Below are 17,604 nucleotides of genomic sequence, written 5' to 3'. Positions count from 1 at the left end.
TCATGACACTTCAAGCTCTTTTTTCTTCGTAATATGCAGATCTCCTTGGTAGATATGGATGTAGATGGAGTATTTCCCGGTCTTGTCAAACGTTTCTTCCGCAGTATACCGTCCGCCGCCTACCGGGCTTGCTTCCTTCGTATCGGGTAAACCGCTGTTGTCCGATCTGCGAATTTCAAACTGTACGTTACCTGCATCCGTATTTTCCAGCCCTGTTATTGTTGCGGTGAGCTTGGTCGGCGTTCCCGTCTTGACAGGCGCCGGTTCCGCCGCCAATTCAAGCTTGACTTGGGCCGGGTCTTGCCCTTTCGGAGCCGGTGAGCATGCGGCGCAGCCGATCAGCAGCAATCCGCACAGCGCAGCTGCAGCAAACTTGCTTTTCATGATAGTGCTCTCCTTTCCTTTTTGTTTCCTAGTACCATTTTACCCGTTCGGTTTTGTTTTGATATGACTCAAACGGGCTATTACCGTTAACAATATGTGACCGGAACAAGTCGGTTTGGTGAACTTGCGCAGCTTGTACAGCCCATGCCGAGCCCTGTATAATAATAGGGACGCACCAACGGGCGGGAGGACAAGCCATGAACAAAGAAGACCAGGTTATGATGGCTTTCAGGGAACTGTATAACAAGATAGTTTGGCTTAATAAAGATAAGATGGAAGCCAGTCTTAAGGGTTACAAACCTTCCGAAGTACATTGCATCGAATACATTGGAAAAAATGCAGATTCCAATGTGACCAAACTAGCGGAGTCCTTTTATATGACTCGCGGTGCCATAAGTAAATTAACGAAGAAACTCATAAATAAAGGCGTTATCGAAAGTTACCAGAAGTCGGATAACAAGAAGGAAATTTATTTTAGACTTACTAAGCAAGGGGAAGTCATTTATAAAATCCATGAGGACTTGCATCAAGAATTTCAAGAGCGGGATAAGGCCGTATTTGAGCAGATAACCGAGGAGCAATTTGACAGTATGCTTAGCTTCTTGGATAAGTACAGCAGGCATTTGGATGTAGAAATAAAGAAAGTGGATCTGGATATGAATGCGGAATAAATTTGAATACTGGGGATCAAACTACATGCAGCCGGGCTCTATCGAGAACAGGCTGCTTTTTTATCGCTATTATTTTGTTGACAAGGAAACAAAATAATAATACGATAAATATGTTTCCACGGAATCAAAATCATCATTATTGAGGGGAGAATGTAAGTGTTCAAATCTGGATCACACAATAAACAGAACACAGAGCAAACCGTAGATAAACACGCTTTATTATTCGGTCTTATTTCTGTGTTTCTTTGCGGAATAGGCTTCAGTATCATAGCACCTGTCGTCCCGTTTTTGGTGCAGCCTTATACAAGCAATCCCGGAGAACAAGCGATCGTTGTTACGCTGTTGACCTCTGTTTATGCCGTCTGCGTGTTTTTTGCGGCCCCCGTGCTTGGAGCATTAAGCGATCGATATGGCCGCCGTCCCTTGCTCTTAGTATGCCTGCTGGGTTCCGCCATCGGGTATTTCGTTTTTGGCATAGGAGGGGCTTTATGGGTGCTGTTTGTCGGACGCATTATAGAAGGTATAACGGGCGGGAGCATAGGCACAATCTTCGCCTATTTTGCAGATATCATTCCTGCAGAACAGAGAACCAAATACTTTGGGTGGGTAAGCGCGGTTGTAGGCGTAGGCACCGTCATTGGCCCCACTCTAGGCGGATTCCTTGCCAAGTTTGGTTATTCAGCACCGATGTATTTTGGAGCGATCATCACTTTAGTGAATGTCGCTTATGGTTTCTTTTATATGCCTGAGAGCCTAGACAAGCAGAATAAACTGAAAGAGATTCCCTTGGCAAGACTGAATCCATTCATACAGCTCGCCAGCCTGCTTTCCATGAAAAACTTAAAAAGACTGCTGATCTCAGCGTTCTTGCTGTGGGTACCCAACGGATCTTTACAGGCCGTTTTCTCACAATTTACAATGGATACTTTCAGTTGGCAGCCTGCACTAATCGGACTTATGTTTTCAATTATGGGCGTCCAGGATATCATTTCACAAGGTTTCATTATGCCCAAACTTCTGAACAAACTTAGCGATAAACAGATAGCAATTCTTGGCATGGTTTCGGAGATTATCGGTTACGGTCTTATTGCGTTATCTGCTTTGTTCTCCTTTTATCCGCTTTTTATCGCTGGAATGTTTATATTTGGTTTTGGCGATTCGATCTTTGGGCCTTCCTTTAACGGGATGCTCTCCAAGTCTGTCGATTCCAGCGAACAAGGAAGGATTCAAGGAGGCAGCCAATCGATTCAGGCATTAGCAAGAATGATTGGGCCGATCATTGGAGGTCAAATCTATGTATTGCTTGGTCATGCCGCACCCGCTTTTATGGGGATGATCCTTATAGCAGCGGCAATACCCGTGTTATATAAAAGAACTCAGGTAAATACGTAAACTACCTTTAGTAGCCGTTGATGTTTAGTAACTCGCTGGAAGCTTTCCGCAACTACTTCATAACAGGTAGCTTTAAAAATAATAGGGTATCAGAACTTAGGAACAAGTTCTGATACCCTATTTGTCTACAGTCCGATTCAGAAGCCAATGTGCCCCGACCGCAGCTTCTGGTGCATGCGGGCTCTTCTCGCCATATTGGATGGATGCGCGAAATGTAGGATCAATCGCTACCGCCCTGCTTCCCCCACTTCTTGGCCCAGTTGTCCATCTCGACCAGCACGGTGTAGAAATCCGCGCCTTTTTCCGTCAAAGAATACTGCACGCTGACCGGCACGGTAGGGAATACTTCGCGGTTCACCACGCCCATACTTTCCAGATGGCGCAGCACATCGGTCAACGATTGTGTTTTGATCACCGCGGTTTGGCGCAACAGCTGTTTAAACCGCAACGGGCCGCGATACAGCTCCGCAATGACCATAAAAGCCCACTTCGCCCCCAAAATTTGCAAAACGTCGCAAATATTCGAGCTGAACGTTTCCTGCTCGGGTGCAGTGCTCATACAACCACCTACTTACTTATAGTTAGTTAGTCAAAATAACAGGACAATGTCAAAATAGTTTGCCTCCTTACATTATGAAAGTGAACTCCTTATAATGTCAATCAACGGTACCGTGATTTTAGAAAAAAAACTAAGAAACAAAGGGATGAATGAGATGAACCGACTGATTATATATTTGATTGCTTCAGGATGTTTCTTGGTAGGCGTTGCCGAGCTGATTGTGGCCGGCATTCTCCACATTATCGCCGCAGATATGCGTATTTCCATTGCGTTAGCCGGCCAGCTCATCACGGCATATTCGCTGGCCTTTGCCATCGGCACCCCCGTGCTGGTCGCCGTCTTCTCCCGCCTGCCGGTTAAAAAGCTGCTGATCGGCGCATTGGCGCTTTTTATCGTTGGCTGCTTTGTTTCGTGGGGTAGCGGTGCCCATTTCCCCGCGATGCTGCTCTCGCGTATTGTGCTTGGCGTCAGCGCCGGCGTATTTTGCGTCGTGGCGCTAGGCTCCGTCGCCAAGCTGGTGCCGCCGGACAAAATCGGCAGCGCCGTCAGCACGGTCGCCTTGGCGTTTGGCCTGGCCATGACGTTAGGCGTGCCGATTGGCATCGCGATTTCCGGCTGGTGGGGCTGGCAGACGATTTTTGCCGTCTTAGGCGCCGTCAGCTTGCTTGTCATGCTCGGACTGATCCGCTGGCTGCCGCCGATTGAAGGCGACGCGCAGGTTTCATTTCGCCGGCAATTTATAGTTTTGAAAAATCCCGTCATCCTCAGCGGCCTGTTGTTCTCGCTGATTACCTGCTTAAGCCAATCCGTCATCTTGTCGTATTTGACGCCAATCTTAAATACGGTGCTGCATCTCGAAGTTTCCCGTATCGGAATCGTCATGTTTGTGCTTGGCATATTTGGCATGCTTGGGTCACGAGCAGGCGGTTACAGTGTCGATACATGGGGGCCTGTCAAAACCATTTCGCTGGGAACGGCCGCTTCCATCATCTCTCTTGCCCTGCTGCCCTTGTTTTCGGCCTCGCTGGCCATGGGGCTCGTATGGATCGTCTTATGGATGATTTCGCTGTTTATGACCGCTCCCGCCATTCAAACTTATTTTATTCAAGAAGCGCCGCAATCCGCCAATCTCGTGCTCAGTCTGAACACATCGGTGATTCACCTCGGTTTGGCCGGGGGCGCCGCTTTCGGAGGCCTGCTGGTCACGGTAACTTCCACCGTGCTGTACAACCCTTGGGTGGCAAGCGGGTGTTATTTTGCAAGTTTGCTTGTTGCGGTTTTTTCTTTTGCCGCCCGGAAACGTTACGCCCGAAATATGATGGAGCCATCATGAATCCGTTATTCCGGCATCATGGTCAACATCCAACGAATCCCTTAGAATAAGCTGTAATCAGTATACATTTACCAATAAGGGGGATTTCGTATGAATGGATACGTCCAACAGATGAGGGAGTTGATCGGGCACCGGCCCTTGCTTTTGTGCGGAGCGTGTGTCGTCATTTTTAATCGGGAAGACCAGGTGCTGATGCTGCGCAGAACCGATAATAACTGCTGGTGTTTTCCCGGCGGATCCGTTGAGCTTGGAGAATGTGTGGAAGACGCCGCACGGCGCGAAGTTTACGAGGAAACCGGCCTGCGCGTCGATCATTTGGAATTGTTCGGCGTCTTTTCGGGGCCTGAACTGCATTATATTTATCCGAACGGCGATGAAGTGCATGTTGTGGACATCGTTTTTGCGGCGCATGATTACAACGGTGAACTGACGCTGGACGAAGAGAGCCGGGAGGCCAAGTTCGTATCCATCGCCGATCTCCCTGCCGATATCAGCCCTCCGCAAATCCCCTTAATAAAGGAATTGCATACGAGAATCTACCATTGATTAACGCAAACCAAACAAGCGATGCGACTTTCCGTCATTTTAATCCGGATAAACATGCATGCCCACGGCAAGCAGAACAACACTGATCAGAAACGGAACCCGCCAGCCCTAAGCAAGAAAATCCTCATTGGATAGCATGCTGGTTAAGCTGAATGCAGCCGATGAAAGCAGCAAACCTCCCGATGTGGCGGCTTGAATGATACAGCTCCATCCCGAAACCGATCAACTTGCCTCATCCGCCGCAACGAACAAAAAAATCCCCCGCCTGCTTTAAGCAAACGGGGGATTTTTTGATCATATATAGGCCCGGTGGGGGTCGAACCCACAACCTACCGGTTAAGAGCCGGTTGCTCTGCCATTGAGCTACGGACCTGCAATAGAAAAGTCGACAAGGAGTATTATAGCACACCACTAAGCTTGTCCGCAACTATTTCTACGCAAATTTCTATACAACTATTTCTACGTGAGTTTCTATGCAGCTATTCTTATGCAAACTATGCAAATTTCTATACTAAGTCCTTCTCTACGGGGCAAAGCCATCTTGGCTGAGCAGCACCCGGTCATGCGGGAACACTTCTCTGAGTCTGTCATATACGATGCGGTAAGCGGAGGTGTCGTACCATTCCGTTAATTGCAGCTCTTCGTACAACGAGTAGATGCCCAAAGTGCGGGTTCTTCTGCCGCCGCTGCCGTCCCCCATATAAAAATCGTCCACGCAGACGCGGTCGACCAGCCCGGACAATTTAAGCGCAAACTGCTCGCTGCTCGGCAGCACCGGAGCGATTGTCGCTTGGGCCGGTATCCCAGCCTCCGCCAACGTTTGCAGCGCCTTGAACCTGCCGCTTAAGGGCGGCGCGCCGGGAGTGAAATGCTTGCGGATGTCCTCTCGGTCGGTTTCGACGGTCATGCTGATCCGGACCTTCTGCCCCAACTGCTTGAACAAATCGATATCCCGCACAACAAGCGGGCTGCGGGTCTGCACCAACAGGAAATCCGGAGGATCCCCTGCCATAACCTCAAGCAGCGATCGCGTCACCCGCTCCTTATGCTCGATTGGCTGGTACGGATCTGTGCTGGATGACATAAAAATCGTCACCTTGCCTTTCGCTTTCGCCTTGCGCAGCTCCTTGCGAAGCAGCTCCGCCGCCTCCAGCTTCACGTCGACCCAGCTCCCCCATTCCGCCGGCCGGAATAACGACACCGGCATCTGCCGCACATAACAATACGAGCAGCCGAATGAACAACCCGTATACGGGTTGAGCGAATGGCTGTACCCGGAGAGAAAACCGGTACCTTTATTTAATATCGTTTTGGGCTGCTTATATAAAATGTCACGTTGCATCATGATAGATGATCCCCAGACTGTACCGCGTTCCCGAGACGATCGTACCGACGCCGTGCCGCAGCGTCGTCCGGTAATACCCGCGCGTCCCCTGCACGGGCCGGTAATTCGTCGGGAAGATCAGTCCAGCTCCTTGTTCGATAGTGATGACATGCCCTCTGCTCTGCGCTCTGGGGCGCTGCTCCACAAGCAGAAACTCTCCGCCGCTGTAGTCCGCTTCTTTGCGGTTTAGCACAAACACCGTTTGCAGCGGGAAAAAGACGTCGCCGTACAAATCCTGATGCAGGCAGTTGTAACCGCCGGTTTCATATTTCAAAATCAACGGTGTGGAGCGCTGCTGTCCATGCCGGTGGCACCGCTCGAGAAATTCCGCCAGCGAGGCGGGATAATCGGCTTCTTGCCCCAGCTGTCCGAGCCAGCGGTTAGCTGTTTTGGCAAGCTCGGGATACAGCCCTTCGCGAAGCTGCTGCAGCAAATCGGGTAAGGGAGCCCCATAATACTTATATTCTCCCACACCAAACCGGTATCTCGCCATATCAATCGTATTGCGGAACAATTCCGGCTGCCCGTACGTAGCGATAATGTCCTCGCATTCCGCCGGATCAAGCAGCGGCGGGAGCACGGCATATCCTTGCGTGTCCATCGCTTGCTGCAGCGCATCCCAATCCAGCGCGGCAATCCGTTCGGCTACCCGCTCAGGCATGGCGTTTGCTTTCTGCGCCGGCCGTGCTTGCGCCTTCCAGCTCGAGCAGCCGCGTCTTCATCGCCAAGCCGCCGCGATAGCCGGTTAAAGCGCCGGTTTTGCCGATAACCCGGTGGCACGGTACGGTTATCGTAACCGGATTCGCTCCGATGGCTGCGCCAACCGCCCGCACAGCCAACGGCCGCTGGATGGAGCGGGCGATGTCCGAATAAGACCAAGTTGCGCCATACGGAATTTGGCACAACGCATCCCATACGGCAAGCTGAAACGGAGTGCCGCGCAAATCAAGCGGAAAAGTAAAACTTGTGCGCTCCCCTTGCAAATATTCCGTTAATTGGACGGCGTACGGCTGCAGTTTTTCATCGTCCTGCACCAGCTCGCTCCCGGAAAGACGGGCTTCCGCCCATTTGCTCACCTCGCTGAAGGGCTTATTGTCGGAACCGACAAATAATAAGCCCTTCTCTGTCGCGGCAATATAGAACCGCCAGCCGCCATATTGCAGCAGGCTCCAGTAAATCGTCGGTTTCATCGTTGCTTTCATGTCATGCCTCCTCCTGAGACTCAAACGGCCGTGCCCGGTTTTGCCGGTAATGGGCCGGCGTTTGCCCGGTTTTCTTTTTGAACAGCGTAATAAAATAAGACGTATTGGGGATGCCCACATGCAGGGCGATGTCCGTAACAGCCTCTTCCGTTTCGCGCAGCAGCTCCTTGGCTTTGCCGATGCGGCGCTGCTGAACGTATTCGACAGGCGTTACGCCTTGAATCCGCTTGAAAGTGCGCTGCAGATGATAAGGACTGCCATGGCATTCCAGAGCCAGCTTCTCCAGCGAAAGCGCCGAGCTGTAATGCGAATCGATATATTGCGTGATTTGCGCGACCCATTCATAATCGGGCTGCCGCTCTCCGGTCGGCTTGCATCTTTTGCACGGCCGGTAGTTTGCCGCTTGTGCTTCCCCGGCGTTGTAAAATATGCGCACATGTTCTTTCTTCGGCGCTCTCGACTTGCAGGACGGCTTGCAAAAAATGTGCGTCGATTTGACCGCATAGATGAACTTGCCGTCGTACGCCGCGTCGTTGTTTATAATGGCCTGCCACTTCTCTTCGGTCAGCTGATCTTTGTCATTCATTCGGATCACCTCTACCCCTAGTTTACCCCTCGCACCCGCATCATGTACATATTCCGCGGCTGTAAGCGCAAGATAACGAAATTGTCATCTGCCGCGCGTCCTTGCTCGGACGCCGGCCTCCCGCTTCCGAATGTGCCATTCTAACAGCGGTTGGAAGATCAAATGGCCCCCGTTTCTAATGCGATTGTCCCAGCCTTGACCCGCTAAAAACAACGGATCAAGGCAAGGGATTATCGGTTAATCTTCATTGAGTTCGTTGCCGTACTTCGTGACATCGGGCAGATCCCGGCGGGAATGGCGTTTCGCCAGCCTGATGCTGCGGCGCAACCCGAAAGAGCCGGGCAGCGGGACCACGTCGACAATCGCCTGCGGATCGGCGGCAACGATCAGTTCCGTGAGCGGCACCGCCTCCAGCCTGCTGATGACCACTTGCATGATATGCACCGTTTCTCCGTTTTCGGTCCGATACGATCTCACCCTTGAAGCTTCTCTCCCCACAGCCTGCCGAATGGCGTCCGCCAACAAGTCAGGACGGGTTGTATGAAGCCGCATTTTCCGTTCCCAGAAATCCCCTTGCGCCAAAAGAAATCTCCCAGCAGAATGCCTACCTGTTTCATGATCGTAACGCATACCGATTCCTCCTCGAATTTGTCATTATTCTTGAGGGGCTGCTTGATCCGACAATTTCTTGCTCCATTTCCATTTGGACATGTTTAACACCCGATCCAAACCGCTGTAGATCACTTTGGTTTCCTTGGTGAGCAGCGGTCCGATGACGGCCAATATCAGCACGTAAAGCGCCGCAAAAGGCTGTACGATCGGAAGCAGCCCGCCCGCTTTGGCGAGATTGGCCATAATGATCGAAAACTCGCCGCGCGCCACGATCGTCAAGCCGATGTTCACCGACGCTTTCGGGGATAAACCTGCGCTGCGTCCGGCCCACATCCCCGCCGCAAAATTGCCTATCAGCGTAACGACAACCGCGGCCAAAGACAGCCATACCGCCCCTCCCAACGAAAGCGGGTCAATCGTAAGGCCAAAGCTGAAAAAGAAGATTGCGCCGAAAAAATCGCGAAACGGCAAAATAAGATGCTCAATCCTTTTCATATGCTCCGTCTCGGCCAGCACCAGTCCGACCAGCAGCGCGCCGATCGCTTCGGCGACATGAATCGTTTCGGAGAAACCGGCAATGATAAACAACACGGCAAAAATGACAAGCATAAACAGTTCGTTGGAACGAATGTTCAAAAGCCGGTTGAGCAGCGGCACGAGTTTCCGTCCAACGATCAGCACCAGCAGCATGAATCCAAGCGCAATGAGGGCGGACAGCGCAATGCCGCCGATCGACGTCGATCCGCTGAGCACAAGGCCCGAAAGGATGGAAATATAAATCGCAAGAAATACGTCTTCGAACATGATGATGCCAAGAATCATTTCCGTCTCCGGGTTGGCCGTCCGCTTCAAATCGACCAGCACCTTGGCTACGATGGCGCTTGAGGAAATCGTCGTAATGCCGGCTACCACAAGCATCTCCAACAGCGGCAGTCCGGCGGCATAACCTAACAATAAACCAAGCGTAAAATTGATTAAAATATAGATCGTTCCGCCAACCACAATCGAACGTCCCGATTTAACAAGCCGGCCGACCGAAAATTCCAGTCCCAAATAAAAGAGGAGAAACAACACCCCGATCCGGCCCATAAATTCGATCAGCGGCGCGCTTTCGATAAATTTCAGATCGATATGCCAAATCGCAATGGCATGCGGCCCTACCGCCATACCGACCAATATATAAAACGGAATGACCGAAAACCTGAGCTTTGCCGACAACAGGCCGGAAAGCGCAATGAGCGCGATCGCGATTCCGATTTCAAATACAATGTAGTTCATAGGCTCACTCACTTCCATTCATTAAGATGGTCTTGAACAGTTTTTGCTGCCTCCTTTCCCCGGCTACGATAAGCGTACAATCCGCAGTAATCACCACATCCGGCCCCGGATTGATATATTGGGTCGTTCGTTGTTTACCGATTATCGCAATAATAGTGGCTCCCGAAGTATGGCGAACGTTCAGCTCGCCGATCGTTTTGCCGACGGACAAATAATCCGGCTCGACCCGGTACCATTCGATCACCAGGTCGTCAAGCGCCATCTCGATCGTTTCCAGCGCTTTTGGCTTATAGGTCATCCCTCCGAGAATAGCCGCCAGCATGCGCGCCTCGTCGTCATCCAGCGTGACCATCGAAACGCTGTCGTCCGCATTCGCATAGTCGTAATGGTAGCATTCGCGCCGGCCGTCGTCGTGAATGACGACAACAAGCTTATCTCCTCCCCTTGCCAGCAGTTGATACTTCTTACCGATGCCGGGGAGATCGGTTTCTTTTATATTCATATCTAAATATCCTCCTGATTTTCATGGTTGGCATGCCATCCGGCTCAAATTCAATTCACCTGTTCGCACATCAAATACATGCCGATCCGCACTCGGAACCGGCTGCGTAAATCCAGGCAGCGGCAAATAAGCCCTATGGATGCCCGTTTTTTTCAAAACGAAGCCAGGTGCGGTGAAAACTCAGTTTACGAGTTAACGGTAAGAAACGTTTTTGGGCGAACTCAAAGAAACCATTTGAAAAACGGTTAAAAAATGGACAAATACGGATAAAAGGATAAACGCGAGGGGCAGGTTATACGTACAAGGAACTGAATCGGGCAGGGGTTAACAGCATCCGCGCCAGCCGGCGGGCAATGTGGGGGCGAAACGAGAGGCGAGACTCGGGCAGCATACGGCGAAGCCTATACGTCAAGGAGCGCAAAACAGTCGAAAGTGCGGCGAGCAATGCTGCGAAACGCAATCCTTCGGAAGCGGAAGTCATTTTGCGAACCGTGGCTTTATTCGTAAAGTATTCGATGCCTTGCGTTGCGGCGGTCCGGGCGGACTCGTTCGCATTTCCCTCCAGGCTGGGGGTAGGCGTGGCAAACAACATGAATACGGCAATTAAAATTAATGAAAACAAACGATTTAAAGAGATACGGCGAGATAACATCGATATTCACCTCCTTTTCAGCCTAATTTAATTGAATTATACCATAAAACGGCCGATTCATCAAACAAATGGGCTTTTTTTCGAGGAAGCGCTTAACAATTGAAACCCCCGGACGACGCAAAAAAACCTGCGCGAAGCTTCGCTCCGGCAGGTTTCTTATCAAACATGGCCTATTGGGTTACACCATAATTTTGCAAATATCGTTCGTAAATTCAACCGGATCCTGCACTGGCAGCCCTTCAATCAGCAGCGCCTGATTGTACAGCAAGTTCGTGTACAATCTCAGCTTGTCCTTGTCATTGGCGTAAGCTTCCTTCAGCGATGGGTACACCGAATGATGGATGTTAATCTCAAGCACCTTGTTGGCTTTGACGCCCGGATTGCTTGGCATCGCGTTTAAGATTTTCTCCATCTCGATGCTGACGTCGCCTTCGGTAGAAAGGCATACGGGATGCGATTTCAACCGTTTGGACGCTTTGACGCCGGTCACTTTGCCGTCCAGCAGGCTTGTCATCTGCTCGAACAGCTCTTTATGCTCGTTATTTTCGGCATCGGCTTCCTTCTGGCTTTCGTCCGCTTCCAGACCCAGATCGCTGCTGGATACGGATTTGAACTCCTTATCTTTGTATTTCATCAGCACTTTGATCGCAAACTCGTCAATGTCGTCGGTGAAGTACAGAATTTCGTACCCTTTGTCGGCAACAAGTTCGGTTTGCGGCAGCTTTTCGATCCGTTCGTTCGATTCGCCGGTCGCGTAGTAAATATATTTCTGGTCTTCCGGCATTCTGGAGACGTAGTCGTCCAGCGTAACCAGCTTTTTCTCCTTGGAGGAGGTGAACAGCAGCAGGTCTTGCAGCGTATCCTTATGCATGCCGTAGTCGTTGTAAACGCCGAATTTAATTTGTCTGCCGAATGCTTTAAAGAACTGCTCGTATTTGTCGCGCTCGTCCTTTACCATGCTGAGCAACTGGCTTTTGATTTTGCTTTCGATATTTTTGGCGATCAGCTTCAGCTGGCGGTCATGCTGCAGCATTTCGCGGGAAATGTTCAGCGACAAGCTTTCCGAATCGACCATACCTTTGACAAAACCGAAGTAGTCGGGCAGCAGATCGGCGCATTTGTTCATAATCAGCACGCCGTTGGCGTACAATTCGAGCCCTTTTTCATATTCCTTGGAATAGTAGTCGAAAGGACTGTTTTCCGGAATAAACAGGATCGCCTGGTACACGACGGCCCCGTCGGCGCTGACATGGATATGCTTCAGCGGTTTGTCGAAGCCGTAATGCTTCTCCGCGTAGAAGTTTTCGTAGTCTTCGGTCGTCAGTTCCTTTTTGTTTTTGCGCCAGATTGGCACCATGCTGTTGACGTGCTGCTCTTCGCGGTAATCCTCGTATTCGCCTTCGCTGCCTTCCTTTGGTCTGCGCCCGGAAATTTCCATCTTGATCGGATAACGGATGAAGTCGGAGTATTTCTTAATGATCGAGCGCAAACGGTATTCTTCTAAGTATTCGTCATAACTTTCGTCTTCGGTATTGTCCTTGATCTTCAAAACGATTTCCGTGCCGACCGATTCTTTCTCGGACGGTTCGATCGTATAACCGTCGGCCCCCGTCGATTCCCACTTGTACGCGCGGCCGGTCTCCAGCGACTTGCTGATCACCGTGACAACATCGGCGACCATAAACGCGGAATAAAAACCGACGCCGAATTGGCCGATAATGTTGTGGCCGTCCTTCGCTTCGTTTTCTTTCTTAAACGCCAAGGAACCGCTTTTGGCAATGATGCCAAGGTTGTTTTCCAAATCTTCTTCGGTCATGCCGATACCGGTATCGCGAATCGTCAAGGTGCGGTTGGTCTTATCGGGAATGACTTGGATGTAATAATTGTCTTTATCAAACACCAGCTTGTCATCGGTTAACGCCTTGTAATAAATTTTGTCGATGGCATCGCTGGAATTCGAAATCAACTCCCGCAAAAAAATTTCCTTTTGCGTGTAAATCGAATTAATCATCATTTCCAGCAGCCGCTTCGATTCGGCCTGAAACTGCTTCTTTTCCATTCGGGTCGCTCCCTCCAATTTCGGGTCATCATCGTAGTAGCACTCTCACATGTCGAGTGCTATTCTACTTTTTTATAACATTCCTATTTTTTGCTGTCAACCCCGGATGAAAGGAAGGCGGGAGCGGACTTCGCAGTTGCCGCTACAAACCCGTAAAGTACCCCAATGAAGGCGACACAAATCAAATATGGCAAATAAATATGCTGCGAATACAGAAACGTGCCGATCAGCGGCCCGACAAAGGAGCCGACCCCTTGCGCGGCGGAGACGTATGATGCGACCCCTGTCTGCTCCTCCTCCCCAACCGCAAGCGAAGCCGCCGTAGTATATCCCGGCTGTGTGAACCCGATGCCGATCCCGATAACGGCAAAAGCGGCCATATAATAAGAAGGCAACACAAGGAAACAAGCGAAACCTAAACCTAAAGCGCATAATCCGATTTTCAGCAGACGGCTTGGCTGCATTTTACTTCCCCGGCCGATCCACACCTGTGCAATGACGACAACCAGCCCTGCGATCGACAAAGCGGCTCCCGTCATCATCGCCGCTTCCTTCGCGGAAGCGAAAAGCCGGTCCTGCATATACAAACCCGCGGTCACCTGCAGCAAAATCAGCACCGTCGAAAATGCCAAGCCAACCGCAATGTACAAGCGGATTCGCGAATCCGTCGGCGACAGCTTCCTGCCGGCTTGACGTGTCGTTACGTTTTTGCGGCTTTTTATCATAAATACGTTCAGCAGCACAACCAGCACCAGCAAAACGGCGGACACGTACATCGGGGCCGTCAGTCCCACCGCGGCCAAACCGGCTCCCATCGCCGGGCCAATCACAAAACCGAGTCCGCTCGCCGCCCCGTACAAAGCCATGCCTTTGGCGCGATCTTCGGCCGTTGTCCAATCCATCAAAAACCCTTGCGCCATAGCGGGAATGGCACCGAAGAAAAATCCGGCCACTGCCCGCAGCCCGATAAAAATCCAAAAGATCGATGGACCGGCCGATTCACGCACCGCCACGTTGTCCGCAATATAAGCGAACATGGCCACAGTTACAGCATACCCAAGCAATGCCGCAATCAGTATCCGTTTCCTGCCGCCCCTGCCTTGTGCCCAGCGGCCCCACAGAAAACTCCCGATAATCCAGAAAATGCCCGTTATCGTCACCATACTCCCGGATTGAATGGCAGAAAGCCCCAGCGTACGGGCCAGAGGCCCGATGATCGGATTAAAGGTAGCGATGGAAATAATCGCAACCAGCACCGTGATAAAAATAGCGACAAATGGTTTCTTCATATAGATGTCTCCTCCCAAGCCGCAGCGGCAGCTTATCTCTTTGGTATGATAATGATTATCAATTGAATTCCGCTTTGCCGCTACCTGCAGAAGGAGCCTTTTTCCCCGTTTATGCCGTTACATAGAAAAAATCCCTTCGGCACACGTTTATGTGTCAAAGGGATTTTGCTTGCGGTAATGGCTTTCCCGCCGGTTGATCTGCTTCATATACGCTCCGGGGTTGCAGCCGTACCGTTTGCGGAAGGCCGCCGTAAAATTGCTCATATTACTGTACCCAAGCGAAACCGCCGTTTCTCCTACATTTAATCGCTCCGTCTCCATTAAATCAAGCGCCTTCTCCATCCGCCCGTTGCGCACCAGCTCAAATACGGTCATGCCAAACACTTCGCGGAAACCTTTTTTCAGCTTGTATTCGTTGAGTCCTACCTTGCTCGACAATGCCCGGATCGATAACGGCTTCTCCAGATGGCTGAGCGCCAATTCGCGGGCCGTCTTCAGCTTCTCGATATCGTCAGGCCGCAGCACCAGCTCTTTCCCTGCGGATCGCTGCCCGGCTTCCTGAACGTACAACGAGATCAGCTCCATCGCTTTGCTCTCCATGTACAATCGCTTCAAGGCCCCGGTATAACCGCACTCCATCAATTCAAAAACGCATTGTTGAATCGCCGGGGAGTCCGGGTAACGGTCAAGATTGCCTTTGTGCCGTTTCAGCAGCAGCTCCATCGTACGGCGGTCTTCCGAGTCTTCGGCGTAGCTGAGCAATTCCTCGGGCCGCAGCCGCACCTCCAGCAGCCGGTGGGGAATACCGGCTTTTTTCTCCATATACACCCGCTCGTCTTCAAAAAAACAAATATTGCCGGTGCGCTGGCTCGTCACGCTTTCCTTGCCGCCCCATTCGCAGTAGATTTCACCGTTTACGCAATAATTGAGCTCAAACAGCCGGCAGGACTCTTGAATCCGCAGCTGCAAATTTTGCTCCAGCACCATATCGGAGATGACAATTTCCATGCCCGAGCGGATATGCAGCCGGGACACCGTCCCTTTGCCGACATCGTCCGGCAAAGCGAACTGCTGCACCCATCCCTGCGTTCGCACGGTGCTGTGTACCACGTCGGCGAGACGGTCGAAATAATGATGAATGTCGGTTACTAGCATGTTGGCAGCCATAAGTCACCCCTTTTTAACATGATTGAGAATCATTATCACCGATGCAATTATATTAAGCGATATTCCGGTTTTGTTCAACGCCAAAAATCCCGGCAGCGCTTCAAGCGAGAAACTGCGCTCTCACTTCGCTGCAAGGATGCTGACGCTGCCTATAATCGTATCGCAAATAAATGCTGCACTCGAACATTTTTCAGACGCTTGAATCCAGTCACTGGAACTGGGATCTTGAAGTCGGCCAAAGGCCGGCCGGGCGGCGCTTTACGCGCCGCAGGATAACGCCTGAACCGGACTGTTTATGATTTGACGGACATAATCTGCCCCTTTGTCATCGCGATACCAACTGCTCCGGCGTCAATTCGAACACCGCTTTGTGGTGACCGGCTGCCGCCCATAAGGACGCGAACTGAAAAAGCTCCTCGTCGATCGCTTCCCTCCAGTCTATACTTCCTTGGAAGCATCCAGTAATACGGCGTTAATTCCGTTCAAAAAGGCGTTGGCGCTCGCTTTAATAATATCGGTATCCATCGCCCGGCCGGAATAAGTCCGTCCTTCATGCTCGATGCGGATGTTGACGCGGCCGACCGCATCTTTGCCCCTGGACAAGCTGCTGATCTTGTAGTCCTTCAGCTGCACCTCTATGCCGGCAAGCGATTTGATCACGCTGTACAAAGCATCGATCGGGCCGTCTCCGACGCTGCTGCCCTTCAGCGTTTCATCGCCTTTTTTCAGCTTGACGCTGGCCGTAGGGAACATGTCGTTGGTGACGACTTGGAACGAAACCAGCTCGTAAAGCTCCTTGATGCCCTCGTCCAAGGTGCGGTGGTTGGTCACTAAATAAAATACATCATGGTCGTAGACTTCCTTTTTGGCGTCGGCCAAGGTCAGAAACTTCTGGAACAACGCTTCGAAATCTACGGCATCGCTGGTATCAAAGCCCATTTTCTCCACCGTATTCTTAAAGGCATGACGTCCGGAACGCGCGGTAAGAATCAGCTCCATGCTGTCTGCGCCTACATCTTCGGGCGACATGATCTCGTATACGTTTTTATCCTTCAATAAACCGTCCTGGTGAATGCCGGAAGAATGGGCGAAGGCGTTCTCGCCGGTAATCGCTTTGTTCACCTGCACGTCAAGTCCCGTCAGATGGCTTACCAATCTGGATGTGCGTTTCAGCTCCTGCGTGTTAATGCCGGTAGCACGCTTGTAGAAGCTCTCCCTGACCTTGAGGCCCATCACCACTTCTTCCAGCGAAGCGTTGCCCGCTCTTTCGCCGAGACCGTTGATCGTGCATTCGACTTTGTCCGCGCCGTTTTTGACCGCGCTGAGCGTATTGGCCGTAGCCATCCCCAGGTCGTTATGGCAGTGCACGCTGAGAATCACTTGATCGTTTAAGTTTTTGATTCGTTCGTTCAGCCTGCGGATAAGATCGCCGAACTCTTCAGGCACGGCGAATCCGACGGTATCGGGCACGTTAATCATCGTAGCTCCGGCTTCAATGACCGCTCTGATCGTGCTCCACAAATATTCAAAATCCGATCGCGACGCGTCTTCCGTGGAATACTGCACATGCGGCAGCAAGGTTTTGGCGTATCTCACCGCGTCGACCCCCATTTGCATCACGGCGTCCTTGGAACGGTTAAACTTTTTCTCCACATGGATGTTGGAGGTGCCAAGCACGATATGAATCAGCGGATTTTGCGCCAGCTTAATGCTTTCGTATACCGCGTCGATGTCGCTTTTGACGGCACGCGCCAAAGCCGTAATCGACACGCTGCTGCCTACGGCACGGACAATTTCCTGCACCGCGTAAAAGTCTCCCGCCGAAGAAGCCGGGAATCCCGCTTCGATAATGTCCACATTCAACCGCTTCAACTGCTGGGCGATCTCCAGCTTCTGATATACGTTCAGCTTGGCTCCAGGAACCTGTTCGCCATCGCGCAAAGTTGTATCCAATACAATGATTTTTGAGTTCATCGTGATTTCCTCCC

At 51.2% G+C, this 17,604-nt stretch carries 18 protein-coding genes and 1 tRNA gene; 4 read left to right on the top strand and 15 right to left on the bottom strand.

The features are described from left to right. Positions 1–384: a FixH family protein gene (locus EYB31_RS03135; RefSeq protein ID WP_131011813.1), complete on the bottom strand. Its 384-nt coding sequence runs from the start codon at positions 382–384 to the stop codon at positions 1–3. 197 nt (positions 385–581) lie between these two features. Between EYB31_RS03135 and EYB31_RS03130 the strand changes: the two genes are divergently transcribed. Together EYB31_RS03130 and EYB31_RS03125 are read left to right on the top strand one after the other, a co-directional pair. Beyond that, a complete protein-coding gene (locus tag EYB31_RS03130; protein WP_131011812.1) occupies positions 582–1,055 on the top strand; it encodes a MarR family transcriptional regulator in 474 nt (157 codons plus the stop codon). Between the two features lie 156 nt (positions 1,056–1,211). Next, a complete protein-coding gene (locus tag EYB31_RS03125; RefSeq protein ID WP_131011811.1) occupies positions 1,212–2,447 on the top strand; it encodes an MFS transporter in 1,236 nt (411 codons plus the stop codon). Positions 2,448–2,667: 220 nt separating this feature from the next. Here the strand turns inward: EYB31_RS03125 and EYB31_RS03120 are convergent, their stop codons facing one another. Beyond that, positions 2,668–3,006, bottom strand: coding sequence for a winged helix-turn-helix transcriptional regulator (locus tag EYB31_RS03120; protein ID WP_131011810.1), 339 nt, complete (start codon positions 3,004–3,006; stop codon positions 2,668–2,670). 154 nt (positions 3,007–3,160) lie between these two features. Between EYB31_RS03120 and EYB31_RS03115 the strand changes: the two genes are divergently transcribed. Both EYB31_RS03115 and EYB31_RS03110 read left to right on the top strand, forming a co-directional pair. Next, complete coding sequence (locus EYB31_RS03115; protein WP_131011809.1) at positions 3,161–4,339, top strand: MFS transporter; 1,179 nt, start codon at positions 3,161–3,163, stop codon at positions 4,337–4,339. A 90-nt stretch (positions 4,340–4,429) separates the two neighbouring features. Further along, on the top strand, positions 4,430–4,885 hold the full coding sequence (locus tag EYB31_RS03110) for an NUDIX hydrolase (protein WP_131011808.1): 456 nt from the start codon (positions 4,430–4,432) through the stop codon (positions 4,883–4,885). Between the two features lie 301 nt (positions 4,886–5,186). Here the strand turns inward: EYB31_RS03110 and EYB31_RS03105 are convergent. The 13 genes from EYB31_RS03105 to EYB31_RS03040 all read right to left on the bottom strand — a co-directional run bounded on the left by EYB31_RS03105 (position 5,187) and on the right by EYB31_RS03040 (position 17,590). Further along, positions 5,187–5,258: transfer RNA gene (locus tag EYB31_RS03105), tRNA-Lys, on the bottom strand. 150 nt (positions 5,259–5,408) lie between these two features. Continuing rightward, entirely contained in the window at positions 5,409–6,227 is an 819-nt protein-coding gene (locus tag EYB31_RS03100) for an SPL family radical SAM protein (protein WP_131012104.1), read from the bottom strand. Continuing rightward, on the bottom strand, positions 6,217–6,930 hold the full coding sequence (locus EYB31_RS03095) for a 2OG-Fe(II) oxygenase (protein WP_131011807.1): 714 nt from the start codon (positions 6,928–6,930) through the stop codon (positions 6,217–6,219). The genes EYB31_RS03100 and EYB31_RS03095 overlap by 11 nt, the downstream gene beginning before the upstream one ends. Next, positions 6,923–7,471 (bottom strand): methylated-DNA--[protein]-cysteine S-methyltransferase, encoded by a 549-nt coding sequence (locus tag EYB31_RS03090; RefSeq protein ID WP_131011806.1) that lies wholly within the window; start codon positions 7,469–7,471, stop codon positions 6,923–6,925. Before EYB31_RS03090 ends, EYB31_RS03095 begins: the two co-directional genes overlap by 8 nt. 1 nt (position 7,472) lies before the next feature. Further along, positions 7,473–8,057, bottom strand: a complete 585-nt coding sequence (locus EYB31_RS03085; protein WP_131011805.1) for a bifunctional transcriptional activator/DNA repair enzyme AdaA — start codon at positions 8,055–8,057, stop codon at positions 7,473–7,475. Between the two features lie 237 nt (positions 8,058–8,294). Further along, complete coding sequence (locus EYB31_RS03080) at positions 8,295–8,579, bottom strand: hypothetical protein (RefSeq protein WP_165452178.1); 285 nt, start codon at positions 8,577–8,579, stop codon at positions 8,295–8,297. A 132-nt stretch (positions 8,580–8,711) separates the two neighbouring features. Next, the gene (locus tag EYB31_RS03075; RefSeq protein ID WP_131012103.1) at positions 8,712–9,947 is read right to left on the bottom strand and encodes a cation:proton antiporter; all 1,236 of its coding nucleotides are present in this window, start codon (positions 9,945–9,947) and stop codon (positions 8,712–8,714) included. Positions 9,948–9,951: 4 nt separating this feature from the next. After that, complete coding sequence (locus EYB31_RS03070) at positions 9,952–10,449, bottom strand: cation:proton antiporter regulatory subunit (protein ID WP_131011803.1); 498 nt, start codon at positions 10,447–10,449, stop codon at positions 9,952–9,954. A 292-nt stretch (positions 10,450–10,741) separates the two neighbouring features. Next, on the bottom strand, positions 10,742–11,101 hold the full coding sequence (locus tag EYB31_RS03065) for a hypothetical protein (RefSeq protein WP_131011802.1): 360 nt from the start codon (positions 11,099–11,101) through the stop codon (positions 10,742–10,744). A gap of 178 nt (positions 11,102–11,279) precedes the next feature. After that, entirely contained in the window at positions 11,280–13,160 is a 1,881-nt protein-coding gene (gene htpG / locus EYB31_RS03060; RefSeq protein ID WP_131011801.1) for a molecular chaperone HtpG, read from the bottom strand. An 83-nt stretch (positions 13,161–13,243) separates the two neighbouring features. Further along, positions 13,244–14,449 carry an MFS transporter gene (locus tag EYB31_RS03055; protein WP_131011800.1) on the bottom strand — a complete coding sequence of 402 codons (1,206 nt, stop codon included), beginning with the start codon at positions 14,447–14,449 and terminating at the stop codon, positions 13,244–13,246. A gap of 147 nt (positions 14,450–14,596) precedes the next feature. Then, positions 14,597–15,616: a helix-turn-helix domain-containing protein gene (locus tag EYB31_RS03050; RefSeq protein WP_131011799.1), complete on the bottom strand. Its 1,020-nt coding sequence runs from the start codon at positions 15,614–15,616 to the stop codon at positions 14,597–14,599. A gap of 438 nt (positions 15,617–16,054) precedes the next feature. After that, positions 16,055–17,590 carry a 2-isopropylmalate synthase gene (locus EYB31_RS03040; protein ID WP_131011798.1) on the bottom strand — a complete coding sequence of 512 codons (1,536 nt, stop codon included), beginning with the start codon at positions 17,588–17,590 and terminating at the stop codon, positions 16,055–16,057. Between the last annotated feature and the right edge of the window lie 14 nt (positions 17,591–17,604).

It is taken from the genome of Paenibacillus thalictri (assembly GCF_004307995.1).
GTDB classification, from domain to species: Bacteria; Bacillota; Bacilli; order Paenibacillales; family NBRC-103111; genus Paenibacillus_AF; species Paenibacillus_AF thalictri.
This window is presented reverse-complemented; position numbering and strand designations above follow the sequence as displayed.